This window comes from Gaoshiqia sp. US2, assembly GCF_059705485.1.
Map to the genome: position 1 here is coordinate 1,172,256 of NZ_AP048550.1, position 21,276 is coordinate 1,193,531.

A 21,276-nucleotide genomic window follows, 5' to 3' on the forward strand; every position below is an offset into this window, starting at 1 on the left:
TTGTTTCATTCAAATTTTAGCTTATGTTTTTTCGCAATGTGATCGGGCAGGAAGCCATCAAAAAACGGCTCATACAGTCGGTTGCCGATGAACGGGTGAGCCACGCCCAGTTATTCGCCGGCGGCGAAGGTTCGGGAAACCTGGCGCTGGCGCTGGCTTACGCCCAGTACGTATCGTGCCTCAATAAAACCGCTGGTGATTCATGCGGCGAATGTACTTCCTGTAAAAAATATCAGAAGCTGATCCATCCCGATCTGCACTTTGTGTTTCCGGTGGTGAAAACCCCGAAATTCAAAGAACCGGTCAGCGATAATTTTCTGGAAGAATGGCGGAAAACGGTTTTGTCGAACCCCTATTTCAACCTCGATGACTGGTTTGATGCTGTTGGAGTTGAAAATGCGCAAGGCTTGATTTATTCGCATCAAAGCGAAGAAATCATCCGGAAACTGAACCTGAAGTCGTACGAATCGGAATATAAGGTGATGATTATTTGGATGCCGGAAAAAATGCATGTTTCCTGTGCCAACAAATTACTGAAGATGATTGAGGAACCACCCGTGAAAACCTTGTTTTTGCTGGTTACCGAAAATGAAGAAGAAATAATCAGCACCATCCGTTCACGTTGTCAGCTGATTAAAGTTCCGTTGATTGATTCTGCTGCTTTAACCGGGGCCCTGAAACAATTACCCGCAACGGCAGGAAAGAATCTGGAAAACCTCGTGCACCTGAGCCGCGGAAACTACCGGCGGGCCTTGCACCTGCTTGAACCCGGCGAGCAAAACCGATACAACCTGGAGCGTTTTAAAGAACTGATGCGTTTTGCCTACGGACGAAAGTTCCCCGATTTATTTGCGTGGATGGCCGAAATCGCCGAAATCGGACGCGAACGGCAAAAGAATTTCCTGCAATATGCACTCGGGCTGGTGCGTGAAAATTTTATCTACAACCTGAATAAACAGGATCTGGTTTTTATGGACGAAGAGGAACAGGCATTTTCGAGCCGGTTTTCGCCCTTTATCAACGAGCGTAATATCATTCCGATTACCGAAGAACTGGAGCGCGCGTTCCGTCATATTTCGATGAATGGTCATGCCCGGATTATTTTTACCGACATGGCTTTACGCATTGTGAAACTGATCAGAAAGTAGGGATTCGTCGTGTCGTCTGTCTTCCGTGCCCGGAAAATTTACCGAACCGGGAAGGCATAAAAAAACCGGCCTGAGCCGGTAGGAGAAAAATAGTTATTTGTTGGAAAATTAATTTCTGTAAAAAGGTAATACCAGGTAGGTATAAATGGTGCAACCGGCACAAAAGGCAAACGCGAATTCAAGTCCTGCAAAAAACACCAGCACACCTGCAACGATCGCCGATGCCGGGTTCAATTGTAAAAGATGCAAAGTCGTAAAAACAATTGCCATGGTAAAACCCATTCGGGCTGCAAAAATCTTCGGAGCTTTATCAATTTGCCGTTCAGGCAGATTCAGCGCCTGGGTCATCCGGTAAGCAAGGCCGCTTAGCGGGCTATACTTCAACTGGGTAAAAGCGCGGATATAAAAGTCGGCTGCTATAAATGTCATCAGCAAAACGGAGTTAAAGGCAAAGGCAATGATTGCCGTAATCACAACCAATAGCGCTGTCAGCCGTGTGACTTGCTCGTTAATCCGTTCATGCGAAATAGGGCAGAATAAATTCTTCATCGTAATAACTCCTTTCATTCAGGCAGCTTAAACAGTTTGCGTTTTACCTGCTTATTTATCGGACAAAAATATCTTTTATTTTTGAATTATTTAAAAATATTCTAAATAACATGTACGCGACTTAATAGTTTCTTCATATTCGCAAAAATCAATTCGTCTGATTAAATTTCAGCGTTTAAAAACCGGTTTTATGTCCATATATCGTTATTTGCTCTGGTTGCTGATTGCTGTCTTGTTGTCTGTCCCTCTGGCTAACGGTCAGGATCTGAGGCGTTTTCTGGAGTCGAATCCAATCATCACTGAAGTGAAGGAAATCGAAGGTAATCCGTCGTTTAAGCAGACGTATGAAATCAAGGTCAGGCAACTGATCAATCCGAAAGACAGTTCGGATGGTTTTTTTCTGCAACGGGTTTTCGTTGCCGACAAGGATCCGGTTCGTCCTGTTGTGTTGATCACCGAAGGGTACAGCGCTGAATACGCTTCCCAGCCAAATTACAGGCACGAGTTGAGCCAGATTCTGGAGGCAAACCAGTTGTGTGTCGAGCATCGTTATTTCGGAGAATCCGTCCCCGATTCGATGGTGTGGAAATTTCTGACTGTTGAAAATGCCGCGTTCGACCACCACCGGATTGTGTCGATTTTCAAAGACTATTACCGGGGTAAATGGCTGAACACGGGAATCAGCAAAGGCGGCCAGGCGGCATTGGGCCACCGCGCTTTTTTTCCTGACGATGTTGAGCTGACCGTCGCCTACGTAGCCCCGCTGAACTTTGGTGTGGAAGACGGACGGCACGAAACGTTCCTGAAACAGGTCGGCACGGCGGAAAGCCGGGGAAAAATACGGGATTTTCAGTTTGAAATCCTCAAACGAAAGGCCCAAATGCTCCCCTTGCTGAATACCTACGGTGAAACCCGGCATTACAGATATCCGGTTGACCTGGGAGAAGCGCTGGATTTCGTTGTTCTGGAGTATCCTTTTGCTTTTTGGCAGTGGGGGTATTCCTGTCACGAAATTCCGGATTTATCAGCGGATGATCAGGCGCTTTTCAGGCATCTTGCCAAAGTCAGTCCTCCGGATTATTTTTCGTATGAAGGATCGGCCGGGTATTCGCCGTTTTTTTACCAGGCCGCCCTCGAATTAGGCTATTACGGTTACGATACGGAACCGTTTGGCGAGTTGATGTCGGTTAAATCGGTCAAAGGCTATCTGAACCGGATCATGGTTCCAGGCAATCAAACAGTTGATTACGATCCGGGCACTGCGCTCATGATCAACGACTTTTTATTGAACAGAGCCAACGGCGTTGTGCTGATCTATGGCGAAATAGATCCCTGGTCGGCCAGCGCTGCAACCGTCCGCCGGAACAGGCAGAACCTGAAAGTGATGAAGCCCGGGGGATGCCACAAAACCCGTATATTAAACCTCCCGGAGCAGGACCGGCGCGAGGTCATCAAACGAATTAAAAAGGTTTTAAATGAATAGATTCTGTCAGTTTTGTGTTATTCTTTTGGAGATAACAAATGTTTTCTACAACATGTATCTGCTTAATATCGTCATTATCAGTCGGGTTGTTCCGGGTGAATCTTTTCGGTCAGGTGTCGATTGTGTGTTAAAAGTTGTTAATTTTACATCTCCTAAACTTTAATAGCAGCTACAAACCGATGGCTTTAAAACCAATTGAAAGAAGAAGTTTTCTGAAGATGGCCGCAGCAGGATTAAGTGGAGCATTGATGCCTCTTCCATTGTACGCTGAAACTTTTGGGGCGGTAGATCCCTCCGGGCCCGTTAAGTTCAAATTGGGCAGATCTGAATGGATACTGCACAACGACGGTACCTTCGATTTAATTGCGGGGAATATTCGGCTTCGCAACTGTCGTCCGACGGTTGACGGACAAAGTATTTTTGTTCGTAATACCTTCATGGGCGACTCTCCCAAAGGAAAACGGATTATTTATGAGCTCGATCGCGGTTTTGTCATGCTCGACCTGAAGATTAACTATGGTTCGGTATCCATTGGAGCCGAGTTGAGCAGCATGTCGCGGGCCCCGTTTTATTTCTCGCCACTGGGCGAAGCGCGGGTAGAAGGAGTTAGCCGTTTTTTCAAGCAGGGGTTGGGCTTTGGAGGACAGTCCGGTTTATACGACATTCAGGGGTCAATGCCCCGGGAATGGGGAAACACAGCCGGTGAGCAAGCCTGGTCGTATGATTCGTACCTGACGACAGCCCTCATATCGGCCGATAACGGGACCTTGGGGTTTGGCGCATACGAACATTCCGACTTCATTCAGAAAAGTACCATTTATAACCGTCCGCACCGCAAAGGTTTGCTTGACCGTTTTCCCGACCGGGAAGATGTTTTCTTTGAAACCGGCTTTGTGATGGAAAATATTCCGCTGAAGGACGATTTTATTAAGTTGCCCGATATTTACGTTATCCAGGGAAACCAGCCCTACGAAACGCTTCAGCACCTCGCCTGGAACATCTCGGAAAATATGGTTGCCCGGAAAGATACCCGGACAAGCTACCACTGGAGCTCCTGGTATGAGTACAAAAAGGATTTTTCGTTCGAAAAGTTAAAAGAACAGCTGGGCACCTTGGATAATCTTGACCCAAAAATTCAGATACAAACTGTCCAGATTGACGATTGCTACTGTACGCATGGCGATTGGCTCGACACCAACGATAACTGGCCCAAATCGATGGAAGATGCCGCCCGTGAAATATTCAGAAGAGGTTACCGGGCCGGGATTTGGGTAGCGCCGTTTATGGTGGACGAGAAAAGTAAACTGTTTCGTAATCATCAAAACTGGCTGATTAAAGACCTGAAAGGAGACCCGGTTCCTCAATGGGAAACCCCGGAAGGGAACCATTATGCCCTCGACGGGAGTCATCCCGACGTGCAAAAATACATTGCCAAGGTTTTCAGGAGTTTGCGGAAGATGGGCTACACGTTTTTTAAGACCGATTTCCTCGATTGGGGGCTAAAAGACAGCGCCAACATCAGGCGTTATAACCGGGATAAAACCTCCGTACAGATCTTGGTTGAGATCCTGTCCATTATTCGCGAAGAAATTGGAGCCGGAAGTTACTGGTTGGCCAGCATCGCCCCCTTTGCCCCGCTGATCGGTTTTGTAGATGGCATGCGCGTTTCGAATGATGTGGAAAGTACCTGGTCGCCGGAAGGCGTCGGGAATATGTTTCAGGAAACCTACAATTGCCAGTATTTTAACAATGTATTCTGGCAAAACGATCCCGATACAATTTACCTGCGTAATGTGAATAATGACCTGACCGAAACGGAAAAAACAACCATCGCTCAGTGGAATGGTATTCTTGGAGGAACGGTTCATACCTCCGACCGCTTCTCAACGCTGAGTGACGATCAATTGAATTTCTGGCGTTTTCTTCAGCCGCAGGATCGTCCGCAAAGCGCTGTGATGCCCTTTTGGGGAGAAAACAGGAAATGCAAGGTTGCCGTTCGTCGTTACAAATCGCCGCGCGCCTGGGGAGTTTTGTTTGTAAACGACACCGACGAACCGGTACAGGAAAGCTACCAAATGGTTGACATTAACGGCGAAAGCAAATCCTGGGCATACATATGGGATCCCGGCCGAAGTATGGGACTCGGAAACCTGGATACGATCAGTATTTCGCTTGGAAAACATGAGTCTAAATTATTGTATCTGACTGAGGATAACAGCAATCCCCCCGCCGATCTGTCGATCAGTGGAGTTCAGTTGGAGAAGTACCTTCGCAGGCACGGCTAAGGTCGATGGTACCGCAGCGGCGCCGGCTTTGTGAGCAACACGGGGCCGGCGCCACTGTTTATGCGAATAAAATATGAACAGAAGTTTTTCTGAAAGTTAAAACTATACGCTATTTTAGGGGCTTATTTTAGAAAAAGGTACGATGGATTTTAGCATGTTAACAATTGATACGCCCCTTGAATTAATTAATACGGCGATGAAGAACAGCCTGATCGGTAATCTCCGGATCAGGATTGAAGCGATTGCCCGGGGTGAAGTCAGGGCCAGTATGCCTGTTTGTCCGCAAACCACCCGCCCCGACGGGATCTTGCATGGAGGATCGAATCTCGCCCTGGCCGAAACGATTGCCGGCCTGGGCAGCATGCTCGTGATTGATATGAATGAATTTGACATCCGGGGAATTCATGTCACCGGGAGCCACACCGGAACGGTTCGCGAAGGATCTGTTCTGGCAACTGCAAAAATTATCCATCAGGGAAACCAAACGCATGTTTGGAACGTTGATGTAACGAATAAAGATGGTCGTCTGGTTTCAACAATCCGGGTGACCAACATGATCGTAAAACGAAATGAATAAGGGGAACGAGTACAGCCTATTTTTAGACAAGATATTAGCCAAAAACAGACCGTTTGCCGCCTGGTCGATGCCCGGGGAGCAATTTCCTGAGCTGCTGATCGGCGAAAAGAAAGATTTACTCCTGCTTCCTGATTTTAATAAACTGAACGGGCAGGAGGGATTTGTTTTTGCCCCCTTCCGGATCAGCAGTACCTCTCCGTTGGTTTTGTTAAAACCGGGGACTCTTTTGAAAGATTTCCGCGACCTTCAGGCCTTTGATGCCGATTCGTTGCCGGCTTATGAATCACCGGCTCAGCCGGCCGGTAATTATTTTGTTATTCAGAAGAGTGACTACCTCGAAGATATTGCAACAACCATTGGCGAGATAACCAAGACGAAACTGTCGAAGGTGATTGTTTCGCGGCTGATCCCCCAAAAACGGGAACACGAATCTGTTGGTCAATTATACATGCAATTGCGTTCGCAAACACCCAACGCGTTTGTTTACCTGGTAAACCTGCCCGAAACCGGTATCTGGATGGGAGCCACGCCTGAGGTATTACTTCGTTCGAAAGGGAAAACGCTGGAAACGGTTTCACTGGCCGGAACCCAGCCCCGGCAAACAGATCCGGATTATGGCTGGCACACCAAAGATATTGAAGAACAGGCTTTTGTTTCGCGTTATTTGCTCGATGTGCTTTACCGTTTCAACATTCACGATTATACCACCCAGGGACCCGAAACCATGGAAAGCGGCCGGGTTGCCCACCTGAAAACCAGCTTTTATTTTTCAGCCAAAAAGATCGAAAACAAACTGGGCGATTTTATTGCCGGGCTGCATCCCACGCCGGCTGTGTGCGGTTTCCCCAAATCAAAAGCCGACCGGTTTATCTCGAAAATTGAAAAACACGACCGGCGCTATTACACCGGTTACCTGGGCCCCTGGCGCTTAAACAATTCGGTGGGTTTATTTGTAAATTTGCGTTGTATGGAGCTTACTCCCGATCAGTACATCCTGTATGCCGGGGGCGGAATTACGTCGAGGTCGGTTCCTGAGGAAGAGTGGGAAGAAACCAATAATAAAGCACGGACACTTTTATCAGCCATTGAAGCTGTTCAAAATAAATGATTTCTACTAAAAAACATGTTCAGCAGTTAGCCGCTGTTTTGCTGGCTAAAGGAATTGATGATGTGATCATCTCGCCGGGATCGCGCAATGGACCCCTGACACACAGTTTTGCTGGGAGCGGACTGTTCAACTGCCGCAGTATCGTTGATGAGCGCAGCGCCGGCTATTTTGCCCTGGGCTTGGCCCAGGCGAGACAAAAGCCGGTAGCCATCGTTTGCAGTTCGGGCACGGCTACCCTCAATTATGCTCCTGCAGTAGCCGAAGCCTTTTATCTGAATGTCCCGTTGATTGTGCTTACGGCAGACCGCCCAAACTACTGGATCGATCAGGCAGAGAGCCAGTGTATCCGGCAGGCGGGTATCTACCGGAATTTTATCAAAAAAGAAATCAGCCTGCCGCTGGGCGAATCGGAGAACGAACTGTGGTTTGCTGCACGTGAAATCAATGAATGTATAAATCTTGCTGTTTCGGGGACACCGGGTCCGGTTCACATCAACATTCCGCTGGAAGAACCGCTGCATGATCTACTGGATGCCGGGCTGCCCGTGATTAAAGTGATTGAGTCCGCCGGGATTCAGTTTGTTTTAACGGATGCCGAACTGGAGAAACTGGTTTCAACCTACAACCAGGCAAAAAAAGTATTGATCTTAGCCGGTCAGCAAATACCTGTTCCCGGGCTGGAAACCCGGTTGGCCGGGCTGGCTGAGAAAACCGGCGCCCTTGTATTGCACGAACACCTGTCAAATCTCAGCAGCCCGTGGTTTTGCAGCAGTGTCGATACGCTGATGGCCGCGATGCCTGAAAAAAAGCGGAAAGATTTCAGTCCCGACCTGCTGATCAGCTTTGGAGGGCAATTTGTTTCAAAATCGCTCAAACAGTTTTTGCGGAACAACAAAGCTGCCAACCACTGGCATTTGAGTTTGTCGGGCGAGCATTTCGACACCTATAAGTCGCTTACGAAAGTGATTCGGCAGGATGCAGCTGCCTTTTTTGAGCAGCTTTCGGCGAGCGTTGCGTCAAAGGGGCAAAGCTACCTGACCCGCTGGAAAGAAAAAGAAAAACGGGTCAGCACACGGCGTGACGCTTTTGTCAGTCAGGCCGGATTCTCCGATTTGACGGTGTTTGCTCAGCTTGGCAAAGCCATTCCAGCAAATTCGGCCATCCATTTGGGAAACAGTTCGCCGGTACGTTATGCCCTGATTGGCGAGCGGATAAAAAACGCGATGTATTTCAGCAACCGCGGAACGGCCGGTATCGATGGGTGTTTGTCTGCGGCGGTTGGCTTTGCCTCCGGTTCCCGAAAACTGAACACGGTTATCCTTGGCGACCTATCGTTTTTCTACGACTCCAATGCCCTGTGGAATAAATACATCGGGCCAAATTTGCGGGTCATCGTCATTCACAACGGAGGGGGCAATATTTTCGGACTGATCAAAGGACCGGAAAAATCGCCGGCTTTTCGCGAATATTTCTTCACCGAAAATGAATTCAAGGCAGAGGGCATTGCCCGTACTTTTGGGCTGGACTACCTCAAAGCCAGCCACGAAACAGAACTGGAAGCAGCCTTGAACGACTTTTATTTGCCCACCCGGTCAAAACCTGCCTTATTGGAGATTTTTACCGATGCGGAGGTGAATACGGCGGTGTTCCGGGCCTTGTTTAAAGCGGTAAAAGAAGAATAGCCGAAATAGATGTCTGATTAGATGGAAGATAAAGCTTATTTTCATTTGTATGAAATTGCGAAATATCTGAACAAGGAATTTTCGCTGTATTCAGCGCTGCGGAAAGCGCTGGAAAAAACAGTTGAATTGTTGCATCTGGAAACAGGATGGATTTGGCTGGTGCAGGAAGATTCGGTTTATCTGGCTGCTTCGTATAACCTGCCTCCCGCGCTTAGCCGTTACCCGGAGCGGCTGTCGGGTCGTTGTTACTGTATCGATATGTACCTGGCAAATAACATTTCAACGGCCCGCAATATCAGCGAAATTACCTGTACGCGTTTGAAGGATATTACTTCCGGTACGCGGGGACTAAAGTTTCATGCAACCATTCCCATCACGCTCGAAGGACGAAAGGTTGGCCTGATCAACCTGGTGAGCAAGGAAACGCAGCAGTTGGATGAAATACAGCTTTCCATTTTAAATACCATTGGCGAACTGGTGAGCATTGCGATTCAGCGGACACGGGTACAGGAATCTCATGGCGAAAGAGCGCTGAAAAACGATTCTTCCGTGCGCGATGTACTGGTACGCGTGATTGCCCCGGGCATGGAAGAATTGGTGACTCAGCTAAACGAAGTCAAAACATTTACCGACCAAAAGAATAGTTTACTGACCACGAGCCAGGTTGAAAATACGTTGAGACAGGCCGAGGAACTGCACCGGCAGCTTTCGCTGATCCTGAACGAGGCAGACCTGCAGCCGGTTGACGAAACAAGTGAAAAACGCCTGCACTATCCGACTTCGCCCTTGACGAAGCGGGAACTGGAAGTGCTTGCTCTGGTGAAGAAAGGGTATACAAACAAGCAAATTGCCGAACAGTTGTATGTTTCCGAACGAACCGTTAAGTTTCACGTCTCATCTATTTTATCCAAACTTCTTGCCCGCACCCGAACCGAGGCGGTCGAAACCGCAATTCAGCGTGGACTGACGGGACTTTGAACCACGTTCGGTTGTTCTTCCCGGTTTCAAACGATCGTTTACTCGTTTCAGAACCTGTCCGATCGTACAGGTTAACTTCTGGCCTTTAGTCCGTTTTTTCCTCAATCATTGCTTCTCATCTTTGTAGTGTTAAGTTTACAGCAAACAGGCGGAAGTTTAAGACAAGAGGAGGATACCATCATGAAAATAGCGATGCTTTTAGGAACCGTCAGGGAGGGAAGACAATCTCACCGGGCCGCTTTTTATGTGGCAAAATCCTTGAAAAAACGGGGCAATGACCCCGATATCATCGATCTGGCGAAGTTTCCGTTGCCTGTCTTCGGTACAGCAGAAAAGTCAGGTGCAGAGGCGCTAAAGAATATTGAACTGATCAGTTCCCGACTTCAGGAGGCTGATGCCCTGATCTTTGTAACCCCCGAATACCACGGAAGCTTTTCAGGGGCGTTGAAAAATGCTCTGGACCATTTCTGGCCCGAATTTCAGCGAAAACCGATTGGTGTGGTTGCCACCTCGTCGGGACGAATGGGCGGGATTAATGCATTCACGCAACTGCAGCATGTGATTTTGAGCCTGGGCGCTTTTCCGCTTCCGTATAAGTTATTGGTCGCGGATATTCCTCATGCGTTTGATGATTTCTTTGAACCTAAAAATGAACAGATTGTAAGAATGACGAACAAGTTTCTGGATGAATTTCTTTGGTTTGCCGAGGCGATTCATCAAAAAAAGACAAAAGAAACCATCACCTAACGTTAAAATTAAACCTATCCTCCTGAAAACGTCAGACAGTTACTTATGAATGAATAATATCCCGGTAAAACGGGACAATGGATAATTGAAAAACAAGAAACAATGAAAACAGAAATTGATTTGAATGCTTATTTTGAACGGATTGCTTACGACGGTCCCCGGGAAGCGACCCTGGAGGTATTAAAAGAGCTCCACCTTCTTCACCCGCTGGCCATCGCTTTTGAAAACCTGGATCCCCTGTTGCGAATTCCGGTTTTACTTGATTCGAAATCACTTCAGCAAAAGTTGATTTGCGAAAACAGGGGCGGGTACTGCTTCGAACAAAATCTCCTGTTTATGGATGTTTTGAGATCGTTGGGATTTCGGGCGAAAGGGCTGGCCGCACGTGTACTCTGGAATGTGCCGGAAGGCCGGATCACTCCCCGCGGGCACATGTTGATCCTGGTGGAAGCCGAAGGCAGAAAATATATTTCCGATGTGGGTTTTGGAGGAATGGTAGCCACTGCGCCCTTGCTGCTGGAGCCGGAAACAGAGCAAAAAACGCCTCATGGACCGTATCGACTGGTCAGTGAAGGAGAGGAGTATTTGCTTTTTACCCGGATAGAAGAAGAATGGAAAGCATTGTATCGCTTCAATCTGAGTGAACATTTTCGCGAAGATTACCAGCTAACCAACTGGTATCTTTCCAATCATCCGGAATCTCATTTTGTAACCGGATTGATTGCTGCCCGTCCGGAGGTTAATCCGTCGCGCCGTTATACGCTGAGGGAAAATCAGTTCTCCATTCATCATCTTCACGGCCAAACCGAGAAGCGGACACTGGAAACCGTTGCCGAATTGCGGCAAGTCCTCGAACAGTATTTCTTGGTTGCCCTTCCGGATGTGCCGGAGTTGGACACTATTTTGGGAAAAATAATCATAAAGATGGAGAAAACAGTATGAACGCCGATCGATTTTCCACAAAAGCGGCGCTGTTGCTGGTGAGCAGTTTAACGGTGATGGCCGGAGCCACCATTGCTGCGGCGCTACCATCGATACAGGCCCACTTCAGGGAAGTGAACTATGTTGGACTCTGGGTCCGGCTGATTTTTACGATGCCTGCCTTGTTCATCGTGCTGGCAGCTCCCCTTGTCGGCTGGTTCCTCGATCGGAACGGACGCTTACGTTTACTCATTCCCTCCATGATTCTTTACGGCATTGGCGGCAGTTCGGGGCTTTATCTCGACTCGATCGGCGCAATTCTGGCAGGACGCGCCCTGTTGGGAATCGCAGTGGCCGGGATCATGACCAGCGCCACCACGCTTGTCGCCGACTATTACGAAGGCCAGTCCCGTTTCCGCTTTATGGGCTGGCAGGCGGCTTTCATGAGTTTTGGCGGCGTGATTTTCCTGACAGCAGGAGGCGCCCTGACAGAAGTCGGTTGGCGCTGGCCGTTTACGATTTATTTGTTTTCCATCGTATTGATACCGCTGGTCATCTCGTCACTCAGCGAACCAGTCAATCAAGTGAAAAAAGTGAATACGGAAAATGCAGTGGGAGAACCTGTTGTCAAACCGGTCAGGCTGCTTACACTGATTTACGGTGTGGCCTTTTTGGGAATGATCATCTTTTATTTTGTTCCCCTGCAAATACCGTTTTATCTGAAGACGCTGGTTGGAGCCGGTCCCACGGCCAGCGGAATGGCCATTGCCGTGGCTACCCTGTCGGGAATGGTAACATCCTTGTTTTATGGCCGGGTTCGGGCCCGGATGGGCTATATTTCCATTCTTTCGCTGAATTTCGGATTGATGGGAACCGGTTATCTGTTGATCGGATTGGGTGACAGTCATTTGCCGGTACTCGCCGGACTTGCGGTTAGCGGTTTGGGAACGGGGCTGATGTTTCCCAATCTGAATGTGTGGCTGACCTCCGAGGTTCCCGCAGCTTTTCGCGGCCGTGCTGTGGGCGGTTTAACCACCGCCATTTTCCTTGGACAATTTATGTCGCCCGTAGCCGGCCAACCCATTGCCGACGAGTTTGGCCTCGACTTCCTGTTCCGGGGAGCCGGTGTGGTTTTGCTGAGTGTCGCTTTTGCATTTGTGTTGCTGAAACAGCCCATCCGCGCATTTATCAACATAATGGCCATTCGTTGATTCGGTTTACCTCTCCCCTGGCACATTTCAGACTTCATCCGCAAAAAAAAATGTCTTTTCATGTCCAATTTCAGAAATCCCGTTCATTATAGAAGTGTAAAACAGATTCAATAATCCGTCTGCCTGAAAGCAGACAATTAAACAAAAACAGAATGAAACAGAGAATTAATGCTTTCGAGAAAAGTCCGCGTGCGGTAAAAGCGATGTATGGTTTAGGGGTGTACCTGGCCAAGTCGCCTGTCGAAAAAATGCTGTTGGACCTGGTTTATTTCCGGGTGTCGCAAATTAACGGCTGCGCCTATTGCCTGGATATGCACTCCAAAGACTTACGCGCACAGGGCGAAACCGAACAGCGACTTTACATGATGGATGCCTGGAGAGAAACGCCTTTTTATTCCCAACGCGAACGGGCAGCGCTGGCCTGGGCCGAAGCCGTTACCAAGGTGACCGATGGGCATGTGCCGGATGACGTGTATGAGCAGGCGCGGGAACAGTTTTCTGAAGAAGAATTGATTGATTTGACGATGGCCGTGATTACCATTAACAGCTACAACCGGATCAACATTGCTTTCCGCACCCCCGCTGGTACGTACGAAGTCGGACAATACGCGGTACACGCCAGTTAGGTGATTATTCCTGAAACAGATTTCAGTTAGAATAAAGATTAAAATCAAAAGCAAATGAAAGAATTTATGTTCCTGTTCCGTCAACAAAGTTATGACACCAAAAGCATTTCGCCGGAAGAAATGCAACAGATCGCAAAAAGATGGCAAAATTGGGTAGAAGGGATTGCCTCGCAGGGGAAGTTTGTCAGCCACGGGAACCGCCTTTCAACCGAAGGAAAAGTGTTGAAACCCGGTGGTGTGGTGACCGATGGCCCTTTTGTCGAGATCAGGGAAATACTGGGGGGTTTTATGGTGGTTAAAGCCGATAGTTTGGATGAAGCCACCACCTTGGCCCACGGCTGCCCGGCGCTCGATTCTAACGGCAGTGTTGAGATCCGGCCGTTTTATGAGTAATTTTGCAAATGGAACACGAGTCTCTAAAACAGTTATTTCAACAGGAATTTTCGAGGATGGTTGCGGTGATCAGTAAACTTTACGGATTGCAGCACATCGAAACCGCCGAAGACCTGGTTAGCGAAACTTTTCTTCAGGCTGCCGAAACCTGGGGGATGAAAGGTGTACCCAAGAATCCGGCAGCCTGGCTTTATGCGGTGGCCAAACAAAAAACGCTGCATTTTTTCAGGAGAAATAAAATTTTTGAAGAAAAGGTAATTCCTGAATTAAACCGGGAAATCGATGGTGAACGCGAAGAATTAAATTTCTCGCAGCAGAACATCAACGACAGCCAGTTGCAAATGATTTTTGCCATTTGCAACCCGGCTGTTGCCAGCGAAGCGCAAATCGGATTAGCGCTGCGTATTCTTTGCGGGTTTGGCATCGATGAAATTGCCGAGGCTTTTTTTTCAAGCAAGGAAACCATCAATAAAAGGCTGTTCAGGGCAAAAGAAAAGCTGAGGAATGAACAGGTCAGGATGGAATTCCCGCCCGAAACTGAAATTAACAGGCGCCTCGATAATGTTTTACGCATCATTTACCTGCTGTTTAACGAAGGTTATTACTCCAAAACCAACAACCAGGTTTTACGGAAAGACCTCTGCCTGGAAGCAATGCGGCTGGGGCTCATGCTGACGGAATACGAAAAGACCAGGCAGCCAAAAACAAACGCCCTGATGGCGCTCATGTGTTTTCATGCTTCGCGGTTCAGCGCCAGGCAGACAAACGAAAACGCGATGGTTCTGTACGAACAGCAAAACGACGAGCTTTGGGATACCGCATTAATCGATCAGGGGATGTATTTTTTGAACCTTTCGGCCCAAGGGGATGAGCTGAGCTCGTATCATCTGGAAGCGCGGATCGCTTCGTGGCATTGCATCAAGGAAGATACGCCGGAAAAATGGGACAACATTCTACACCTGTACGATCAGCTTATGTTGGTGAATTATTCCCCCGCGGTGGCGCTTAACCGGACATTTGCCCTGTACAAAGCGAACGGGAGGCAGGCCGCGCTGGCAGAAGCCGAAAACCTGAAGTTGGGGAGCAATCATTTTTATTTTGTACTGCTTGGCGAACTTTATAAGACCATCGATAAGGAAAGGGCAAAATCCAATTTTCAAAGGGCTTATGCCTTAGCCGGAACCCAGACTGAAAAAGAAGTAATTCAACGTAAAATTTTCTTAATTTGATTAAAAATAGTGGTTTTACGGGTATCAGGAAGCACAACAATTTGATATATTTGGCGCAGTTAGTGGAAACAAATTATCGTGAGGATATTCGATGTACAGGAAGGTTCAACGCGTGCAAAAAGTATTGAATGATGCGGCTTTGCACACTGAAAAATTCAGAAAGAATGCAGGGATGGCCTGTGCAGCAAACTGCCATTTGTGTTGCTTAAAAAAAGATATCTCGGCCTCGCCGCTCGAGTTTTTGCCATTGGCGTATCAGCTTTACCGAGATGGAACGGCCGAGTCGGTATACAATCAATTGGAAGAACTGCCCGAAAACAGCCTTTGTATCCTGTTCTCGCCTCTGGGTGACCAACCCGGCGGTTGCCGTTCATACCCGTACCGTGGATTAATCTGCCGTTTGTTTGGCTTCGCGGCTAACCTGAATAAACAGCGGGAAATCCGGCTCATTACCTGTAAAACCATTAAAGAATCGACCGCTTATCAACAGCTAAGCCCGCAGGTGTTTAATAAGGCCCCGTTGGCAACTGATTATTATATGCGCCTGACCGCCATCGATTTTGTTCTGGCAAACGAACAGTTCCAAATCAACGAGGCGATCCGTAAGGCAATCGAATTGGTGATGACTTATTATTTATACCGGGGCAAGCGCAAACCGGCCTGATTTGCTGTCGCGTTAATTTGTTAAGCCTGCGTAAAAGAGAAAGGTATCGCTGTGTTTTTCGCGAAAAAACTTTTTCGGTCTGAGAAAGCCATCTACTTTTGCAAACTGAAAATCCGGTTGTGAACTGAAAAGCATCCGGAATGTTGCTTTCATTAAAATAAGAAAAAGAAATGGCGAAGGGATATTTTCCATCATTACAGGCAATAAACAGGGCAAAACTGACGATTAACGAGGTGTTGAATGCCACGCCTCTGGTCGAAAACCGAAACCTGTCGGAACAGTTTGGCAGCAAGGTATTTTTGAAACGGGAAGATTTGCAGGTGGTCAGGTCATACAAAATACGCGGGGCCTATAATAAAATTAAAAGCCTGACAACAGAACAGTTGAAAAACGGGATCGTTTGCGCCAGCGCCGGAAATCATGCTCAAGGTGTGGCTTACTCCTGCTGGAAGTTAGGCATTCAGGGTAAAATTTATATGCCCACTACGACACCCCGGCAAAAAATAAAACAAGTACAGATGTTTGGCAAACAATTCGTTGAAATTGTTTTGCATGGCGATACCTACGACGCTGCCAGCGCCGAGGCCTGGAAAGACTGCTCGGAAAACGGGAAAACCTATATTCATCCGTTTGATGATCCGCTGATTATTGAAGGACAGGCCACCGCGGCGCTCGAGATCATTCAGGATTCTACCTGTCAGATCGATTATTTGTTTGTGCCCATTGGCGGTGGCGGACTGATTGCAGGCGTGGGCAGTTACTTCAGGCAGGTAAGCCCGACCACTAAAATTATTGGAGTTGAACCGGCTGGCGCTCCTTCCATGAATGAGTCGCTGAAGAAGGGCGAAGTGGTTACCTTACAGGATATCGATAAGTTTGTTGACGGGGCGGCAGTCCAGCGTGTCGGCGACCTTCCGTTCGAAATTTGCAGGCAGGTGGTCGACGACATCGTGTTGGTGCCCGAAGGCCGTATTTGTACTAAAATCCTGGAGCTGTATAACCGCGATGCCATTGTGGTTGAACCGGCCGGCGCGCTTTCGATTGCCGCGCTCGATTATTATGCCGGCCAGATAAAAGGAAAAAATGTGGTGTGCATCGTGTCGGGCAGTAACAACGACATCACCCGCACCGAAGAGATCAAGGAGCGTTCGTTGTTGTTTGAAGGGCTGAAACACTACTTTATCGTTCGTTTTCCGCAGCGGGCAGGCGCCTTGCGCGATTTTGTGGAATTTGTCATTGGCCCGAACGACGACATCACCCACTTTGAATATACCAAAAAGAATAACCGCGAAAAAGGTCCGGCCTTTGTCGGGATTGAGCTGACCGACAAGAACGACTTCGACGGGCTTGTCAGGCGGATGAGCGAACATGGTTTTGTGTATGAATATGTGAATGAAAAACCGGATTTGTTTCAGTATCTGATTTAATCATTCACCGACAGTGCGACTGAGTTGCCATGCCATTATTGTTATTTTCCTTCTTGCTTTTTCCATTTGAATCGTTTTTACAGGAATACAAATTTGCCTTTCAGCATGTTGTTCGTCAGTACAATCGCATTCTCCCTGCTGTAAGCCACAAGCCTCGACCCGTTCCGGGGCGGCATGCCTTTTGTCCCGTCAGGCCTGAAAAACCGAATTCTTTCGTAGAGGAATTTCACAGCCTTCACGTGGCTAAGCACCACATCGTAAAACCATTTGGCTTCAATCATGGAAAAGACCAGGGCAATACCGTTGTTATGCTTCGACATCTTTTCAAGGAACTTTTCCGCCAGCGGGCTGGAATAGGGCAGGTTCATCCATGCCCTGCCACCCCACGGTTGTTTCAATACATCTTCTTTTGCTGTGTAAAAATGCTTTGCCGATTGTTTCGGCCGGTATGCCTACGGAAAGACAGCCGGGTCCAAATCAAAATCCCCTATCCATTCACTCCTCCCCAAATCCTTACCATTTCTAATAACTCCTCATACCGTTTTAAAGCATTCCCGATATTCCGGTCAGCTTTAAATTCTTCCCACATATAACCTAGAATTGCAACGCCATCAAAGTTGTTTTCTACCACATCTCTGATTCTGGCAGCAGCAACACCCCCAACCGCAATAACATTTGTAAGATCTTTATTTTTGATTAAAAAACTTTTAATTGCAGATATATTAAGTTTGCTGTTATAACCAACGTTTGAAATACTATCAAATACGGGACTCAAAAGAACATAATCATATTTAAAGTCTAACTTCTTTAATTCATTTAAATCTTTCAACGAGTGCAAGGTGAAACTGATATGATGAAATTTATCAATTACTTCTTTTACAGTCATTTGATTAGCCTTTGCATATTTTTGAATTGTATTCTGCTTAGTAAAATGCACGCCCATAAGACCCAATTCACGGGCTAATTCAATATGCTCATCAACTATACAATACTTATGGTATTCTGAAGGGATGTTGTTGATATAATCACTTAATTCAAGAAAAGTATAATTTCTTTTTCGGATATGAAAGTATTGCAATCCATGTTCAAAGAGTTTAGTTACTAATTGAATCTCTCCAGGTATATTCTCATAATCTGAAAGCAAGATGATTTTCATGTCAATAATCCTTATATAAAAATTGATGCAAAACTAACATTCTTCTTCCATAAATCATGAAAATACAGCGAAATAGCAATTGTTAAAGTTACATGTCCTTTGTGTTAGAATTATTAGGAAAACATTTAAACGAAGTCAGTTCAAATTAACGAACTTTTATTCACTTACTAAAATCCCATTCATAATCAGAACCTACTTTCGCTACCAAAATAATCTTAAAAAAAAACGAAATGAAACGAATCTATCTTTTAGGAGTATTGGTGGCAATCTTCACTATTAATGCTTGGTCCCAAGGGGTCGTAAAAGGGACTGTAACAAGCGAAGAAGGTCATTTGCCAGGTGCAAGTATTTATTTGGAGAAAACCAAAAATGGTACAGTCTCTGATTTTAATGGCGACTTCAAATTAACTATCAGTAAATCTGGTATTTACTATTTGAACGTGTCATTTATTGGTTACGAACCATTAAAAATGCATGTTGAAATCATTGACGGAAAAGAAATTAATCTTGGTGAGCTAATCTTGAAAAGTAATCAGGCTATTGATGAGGTAGTTGTGCAAGGTTCTTGGCGGAAGACCGAAGCAAACGCATTGAATATGCAAAAAATTTCTATTCGTTCAGTAAATGTAATTACATCAGATGGTATCGGGAAACTGCCCGATAGAAATGCGGCCGAAGCTGTTCAACGAATTCAAGGTGTTTCGATTGAGCGGGATCAAGGAGAAGGTAGATATCCGGCTATTAGGGGATTGCCGGTGCAATGGAGTTCAACTACCTTAAATGGCGACCGAATGCCAACTGCAGAAGAACAATCAGATCACCGCGGAACCATGCTTGATGCTTTTCCTTCTGATTTAATAGAAGTTGTGGAGGTGAACAAATCCCTCACCCCTGATATGGAGGCTGATGCCCTGGGAGGAAATATAAATTTTATTACCAAAACGGCTCCATCAAAACGAACGCTTAACATGAACTTCGGTTCCGGGTACCATCAAAAAGGTCAAGGCCCTATCTATAGTGGAAATTTACTCTTTGGGGATCGGTCAAAAAATAAAAAGTTTGGTTATTTGATTAACTCATCTATTTGGGTAAGAAATTGGGGAACTGACAATTTTGAGCCAAGATATACTGGCACCGAAGTTTTTAGAACAGAAATCAGGGACTATATCGGAAAAAGAACTACTCTCGGGTTTAACGGAAGTGCAGAATACAAATTTAATGACGACAATAAAATTTATTATCGGGGAATGTATGGAATACTCAATGATGATGAAGTAAACTACAAACTGAAGATTGAGTATGCCAAAGAAAAAGTTTCATCGCAGAATATTCACAATATTCTTAATTATTCAACCTTGGGTAATGAAGTTGGCGGGATACACGATTTAAATAATTCAACAAAATTAGATTGGAAGCTATCAAGCAGGACTGCCGAATTCTGGTATGGAGACTTGCCGGATGGAAGTGACAACGGCTATTACTGGACAGAATTCAGCCAACCTATGGATTTTGATGGCATAGATAAAGGAGCAAACTTAGTTGTAGGAGAAGGCGGATCATATAAATGGAATAACATTCCGTTACTTCTTACTTCTGATTTAGACCTTAACAGCATGAGATTTAGCTCTGCGCAATCATCACAAGTATGGATTAAAGACAACGACAGAATCAATGCCTCCATTAATATTGAAAAAAGAACCAATATCGGGTTAACGATAAAAACAGGAGGCAAATACAGGGATAAACAACGCGACAGGACAAGTGGCAATACAACATGGAAATGGGTCGGAACAGAAGAGGCCCCTACAATGTCTGATTACAATACAATAGAGCACCCAAGCAATAACGACTGGCTCATTGAAGAAGGAGCGCCCTATAAAGGACAATTGTTACCGGTTTTGACTGTTGAAGAAATTGACAATTTTTATAAGAATCCGAACCTTGCCCGAGTCTATGAAGGTAAAGAAAGTCCTAAATATGTTGGAGCTAATTTCAACCTGAATGAAAAAACATTGGCGGCATATATCATGGGTACATATATTGTAAATAAAGATTTGATAATAACCGGTGGTTTTAGGGGAGTAAACACCAGTGTTACAGTTAATGGTTATGAAATTCAAACCGACGCCGAAGGCAATAATACATTGATTGAAAGAGTGGGAAAAAACGATTATTTCTTGCTTTTGCCAATGTTGCATGCCCGATATTCTTTAAGCAATAATACCAATTTGAAATTCTCGACAACAAAAACCTACTCCCGTCCCGATTATAACTCATTAAACCCCGGCGGTTTTTACCAGGCACACGATTTCAGGTTTGATGTGGGCAACCCCGATCTTGTTCCAACCAAAGCCTGGAATTTTGACTTGACAGGAGAGCATTACTACTCTAACGTGGGGAATATCATGACAGGTGTTTTCTACAAGCGCATTACCGACCCTATATTTAAATCTTCCGAAAGAGTTGCAGAATACAATGGTATCCCTGATGTTGATGTGCGCCAGGACAGGAACGGCAATAATGCATGGGTAGCAGGACTTGAATTGGGATTCAATAGGCGTTTAGACTTCTTGCCGGGATTCTTTAAAAGCTTTGGTATATCAGGTAACTACACTCTTATGAAATCGGAAATGACTATACCTGAAAGGGAAGGCGAAAAACTAAAAACACCCAGACAGGCCGATAATATTTTTAATGCGTCATTATATTATGAAAAAGGAAAGTTTAATACCCGCTTGGCGCTCAACTACAAAGGAGCTTACGTAATGACCTATGAGTCATCAGCCGAAGAAGATGAGTGGTACGATAAATATACAAGCATGGATTGGCAGGCTTCGTATTTATTGGGGAAAAAATTTAGAATTTATGCTGAGCTAAATAACATTTTGAACGAACCAATGATTTATACAGTTGGCAGTCCTGGCCAAGGCAGGGTAACTCAAGCCGAATATTACGGAATCAGAGGTCAAATTGGTGTAAGATTTAATCTTTAAAAATATCAAGCAGGAGAATTTTATTCTCCTGCCTTTGTTGTGCTTTGAATTTTTGCAATGAAAAAATCTACATTAACACTTCACATTAAATAAACAAGC

General features: G+C 46.0%; 18 protein-coding genes and 1 pseudogene. 16 read left to right on the forward strand and 3 right to left on the reverse strand.

Going from position 1 to position 21,276, the window contains the following annotated elements:
- Positions 1 to 23: 23 nt before the first annotated feature.
- Positions 24 to 1,148 (forward strand): DNA polymerase III subunit, encoded by a 1,125-nt coding sequence (locus AC6H3C_RS04485; RefSeq protein WP_497519484.1) that lies wholly within the window; start codon positions 24 to 26, stop codon positions 1,146 to 1,148.
- 108 nt (positions 1,149 to 1,256) lie between these two features.
- Here the strand turns inward: AC6H3C_RS04485 and AC6H3C_RS04490 are convergent, their stop codons facing one another.
- Complete coding sequence (locus tag AC6H3C_RS04490; protein WP_497519485.1) at positions 1,257 to 1,697, reverse strand: DUF4395 domain-containing protein; 441 nt, start codon at positions 1,695 to 1,697, stop codon at positions 1,257 to 1,259.
- A 190-nt stretch (positions 1,698 to 1,887) separates the two neighbouring features.
- Between AC6H3C_RS04490 and AC6H3C_RS04495 the strand changes: the two genes are divergently transcribed.
- The 14 genes from AC6H3C_RS04495 (at position 1,888) to ilvA (ending at position 17,028) form a co-directional block, all read left to right on the forward strand.
- Positions 1,888 to 3,180, forward strand: a complete 1,293-nt coding sequence (locus AC6H3C_RS04495) for a S28 family serine protease (protein WP_497519486.1) — start codon at positions 1,888 to 1,890, stop codon at positions 3,178 to 3,180.
- A gap of 179 nt (positions 3,181 to 3,359) precedes the next feature.
- Positions 3,360 to 5,465: a glycoside hydrolase family 36 protein gene (locus AC6H3C_RS04500; protein WP_497519487.1), complete on the forward strand. Its 2,106-nt coding sequence runs from the start codon at positions 3,360 to 3,362 to the stop codon at positions 5,463 to 5,465.
- A gap of 142 nt (positions 5,466 to 5,607) precedes the next feature.
- Positions 5,608 to 6,042, forward strand: coding sequence for a PaaI family thioesterase (locus AC6H3C_RS04505; protein WP_497519488.1), 435 nt, complete (start codon positions 5,608 to 5,610; stop codon positions 6,040 to 6,042).
- Complete coding sequence (locus AC6H3C_RS04510) at positions 6,035 to 7,150, forward strand: chorismate-binding protein (protein ID WP_497519489.1); 1,116 nt, start codon at positions 6,035 to 6,037, stop codon at positions 7,148 to 7,150. The genes AC6H3C_RS04505 and AC6H3C_RS04510 overlap by 8 nt, the downstream gene beginning before the upstream one ends.
- Entirely contained in the window at positions 7,147 to 8,832 is a 1,686-nt protein-coding gene (gene menD, locus AC6H3C_RS04515; RefSeq protein WP_497519490.1) for a 2-succinyl-5-enolpyruvyl-6-hydroxy-3-cyclohexene-1-carboxylic-acid synthase, read from the forward strand. Before AC6H3C_RS04510 ends, menD begins: the two co-directional genes overlap by 4 nt.
- Positions 8,833 to 8,853: 21 nt before the next feature.
- Positions 8,854 to 9,810, forward strand: a complete 957-nt coding sequence (locus tag AC6H3C_RS04520) for a LuxR C-terminal-related transcriptional regulator (protein WP_497519491.1) — start codon at positions 8,854 to 8,856, stop codon at positions 9,808 to 9,810.
- 180 nt (positions 9,811 to 9,990) lie between these two features.
- Positions 9,991 to 10,557 (forward strand): NADPH-dependent FMN reductase, encoded by a 567-nt coding sequence (locus tag AC6H3C_RS04525; protein ID WP_497519492.1) that lies wholly within the window; start codon positions 9,991 to 9,993, stop codon positions 10,555 to 10,557.
- A 102-nt stretch (positions 10,558 to 10,659) separates the two neighbouring features.
- A complete protein-coding gene (locus AC6H3C_RS04530) occupies positions 10,660 to 11,499 on the forward strand; it encodes an arylamine N-acetyltransferase family protein (RefSeq protein ID WP_497519493.1) in 840 nt (279 codons plus the stop codon).
- Positions 11,496 to 12,689, forward strand: a complete 1,194-nt coding sequence (locus AC6H3C_RS04535) for an MFS transporter (protein ID WP_497519494.1) — start codon at positions 11,496 to 11,498, stop codon at positions 12,687 to 12,689. Before AC6H3C_RS04530 ends, AC6H3C_RS04535 begins: the two co-directional genes overlap by 4 nt.
- Positions 12,690 to 12,841: 152 nt before the next feature.
- On the forward strand, positions 12,842 to 13,315 hold the full coding sequence (locus AC6H3C_RS04540; protein WP_497519495.1) for a carboxymuconolactone decarboxylase family protein: 474 nt from the start codon (positions 12,842 to 12,844) through the stop codon (positions 13,313 to 13,315).
- Between the two features lie 54 nt (positions 13,316 to 13,369).
- On the forward strand, positions 13,370 to 13,708 hold the full coding sequence (locus AC6H3C_RS04545; RefSeq protein ID WP_497519496.1) for a YciI family protein: 339 nt from the start codon (positions 13,370 to 13,372) through the stop codon (positions 13,706 to 13,708).
- Between the two features lie 8 nt (positions 13,709 to 13,716).
- Positions 13,717 to 14,937, forward strand: a complete 1,221-nt coding sequence (locus AC6H3C_RS04550; protein ID WP_497519497.1) for an RNA polymerase sigma factor — start codon at positions 13,717 to 13,719, stop codon at positions 14,935 to 14,937.
- A 91-nt stretch (positions 14,938 to 15,028) separates the two neighbouring features.
- Positions 15,029 to 15,601: a YkgJ family cysteine cluster protein gene (locus AC6H3C_RS04555; protein ID WP_497519498.1), complete on the forward strand. Its 573-nt coding sequence runs from the start codon at positions 15,029 to 15,031 to the stop codon at positions 15,599 to 15,601.
- 170 nt (positions 15,602 to 15,771) lie between these two features.
- Positions 15,772 to 17,028 carry a threonine ammonia-lyase gene (ilvA, locus tag AC6H3C_RS04560; RefSeq protein WP_497519499.1) on the forward strand — a complete coding sequence of 419 codons (1,257 nt, stop codon included), beginning with the start codon at positions 15,772 to 15,774 and terminating at the stop codon, positions 17,026 to 17,028.
- Between the two features lie 77 nt (positions 17,029 to 17,105).
- On the opposite strand, the pseudogene AC6H3C_RS04565 reads toward ilvA, so the two are convergent.
- Both AC6H3C_RS04565 and AC6H3C_RS04570 read right to left on the reverse strand, forming a co-directional pair.
- Positions 17,106 to 17,450, reverse strand: a pseudogene (locus tag AC6H3C_RS04565) (DNA N-6-adenine-methyltransferase); the annotation flags it as partial.
- Positions 17,451 to 17,515: 65 nt separating this feature from the next.
- Positions 17,516 to 18,184: a thiamine phosphate synthase gene (locus AC6H3C_RS04570; protein WP_497519500.1), complete on the reverse strand. Its 669-nt coding sequence runs from the start codon at positions 18,182 to 18,184 to the stop codon at positions 17,516 to 17,518.
- A 230-nt stretch (positions 18,185 to 18,414) separates the two neighbouring features.
- On the opposite strand from AC6H3C_RS04570, the gene AC6H3C_RS04575 reads away from it, so the two are divergent.
- The gene (locus AC6H3C_RS04575) at positions 18,415 to 21,177 is read left to right on the forward strand and encodes a TonB-dependent receptor (protein WP_497519501.1); all 2,763 of its coding nucleotides are present in this window, start codon (positions 18,415 to 18,417) and stop codon (positions 21,175 to 21,177) included.
- Positions 21,178 to 21,276: the final 99 nt, after the last annotated feature.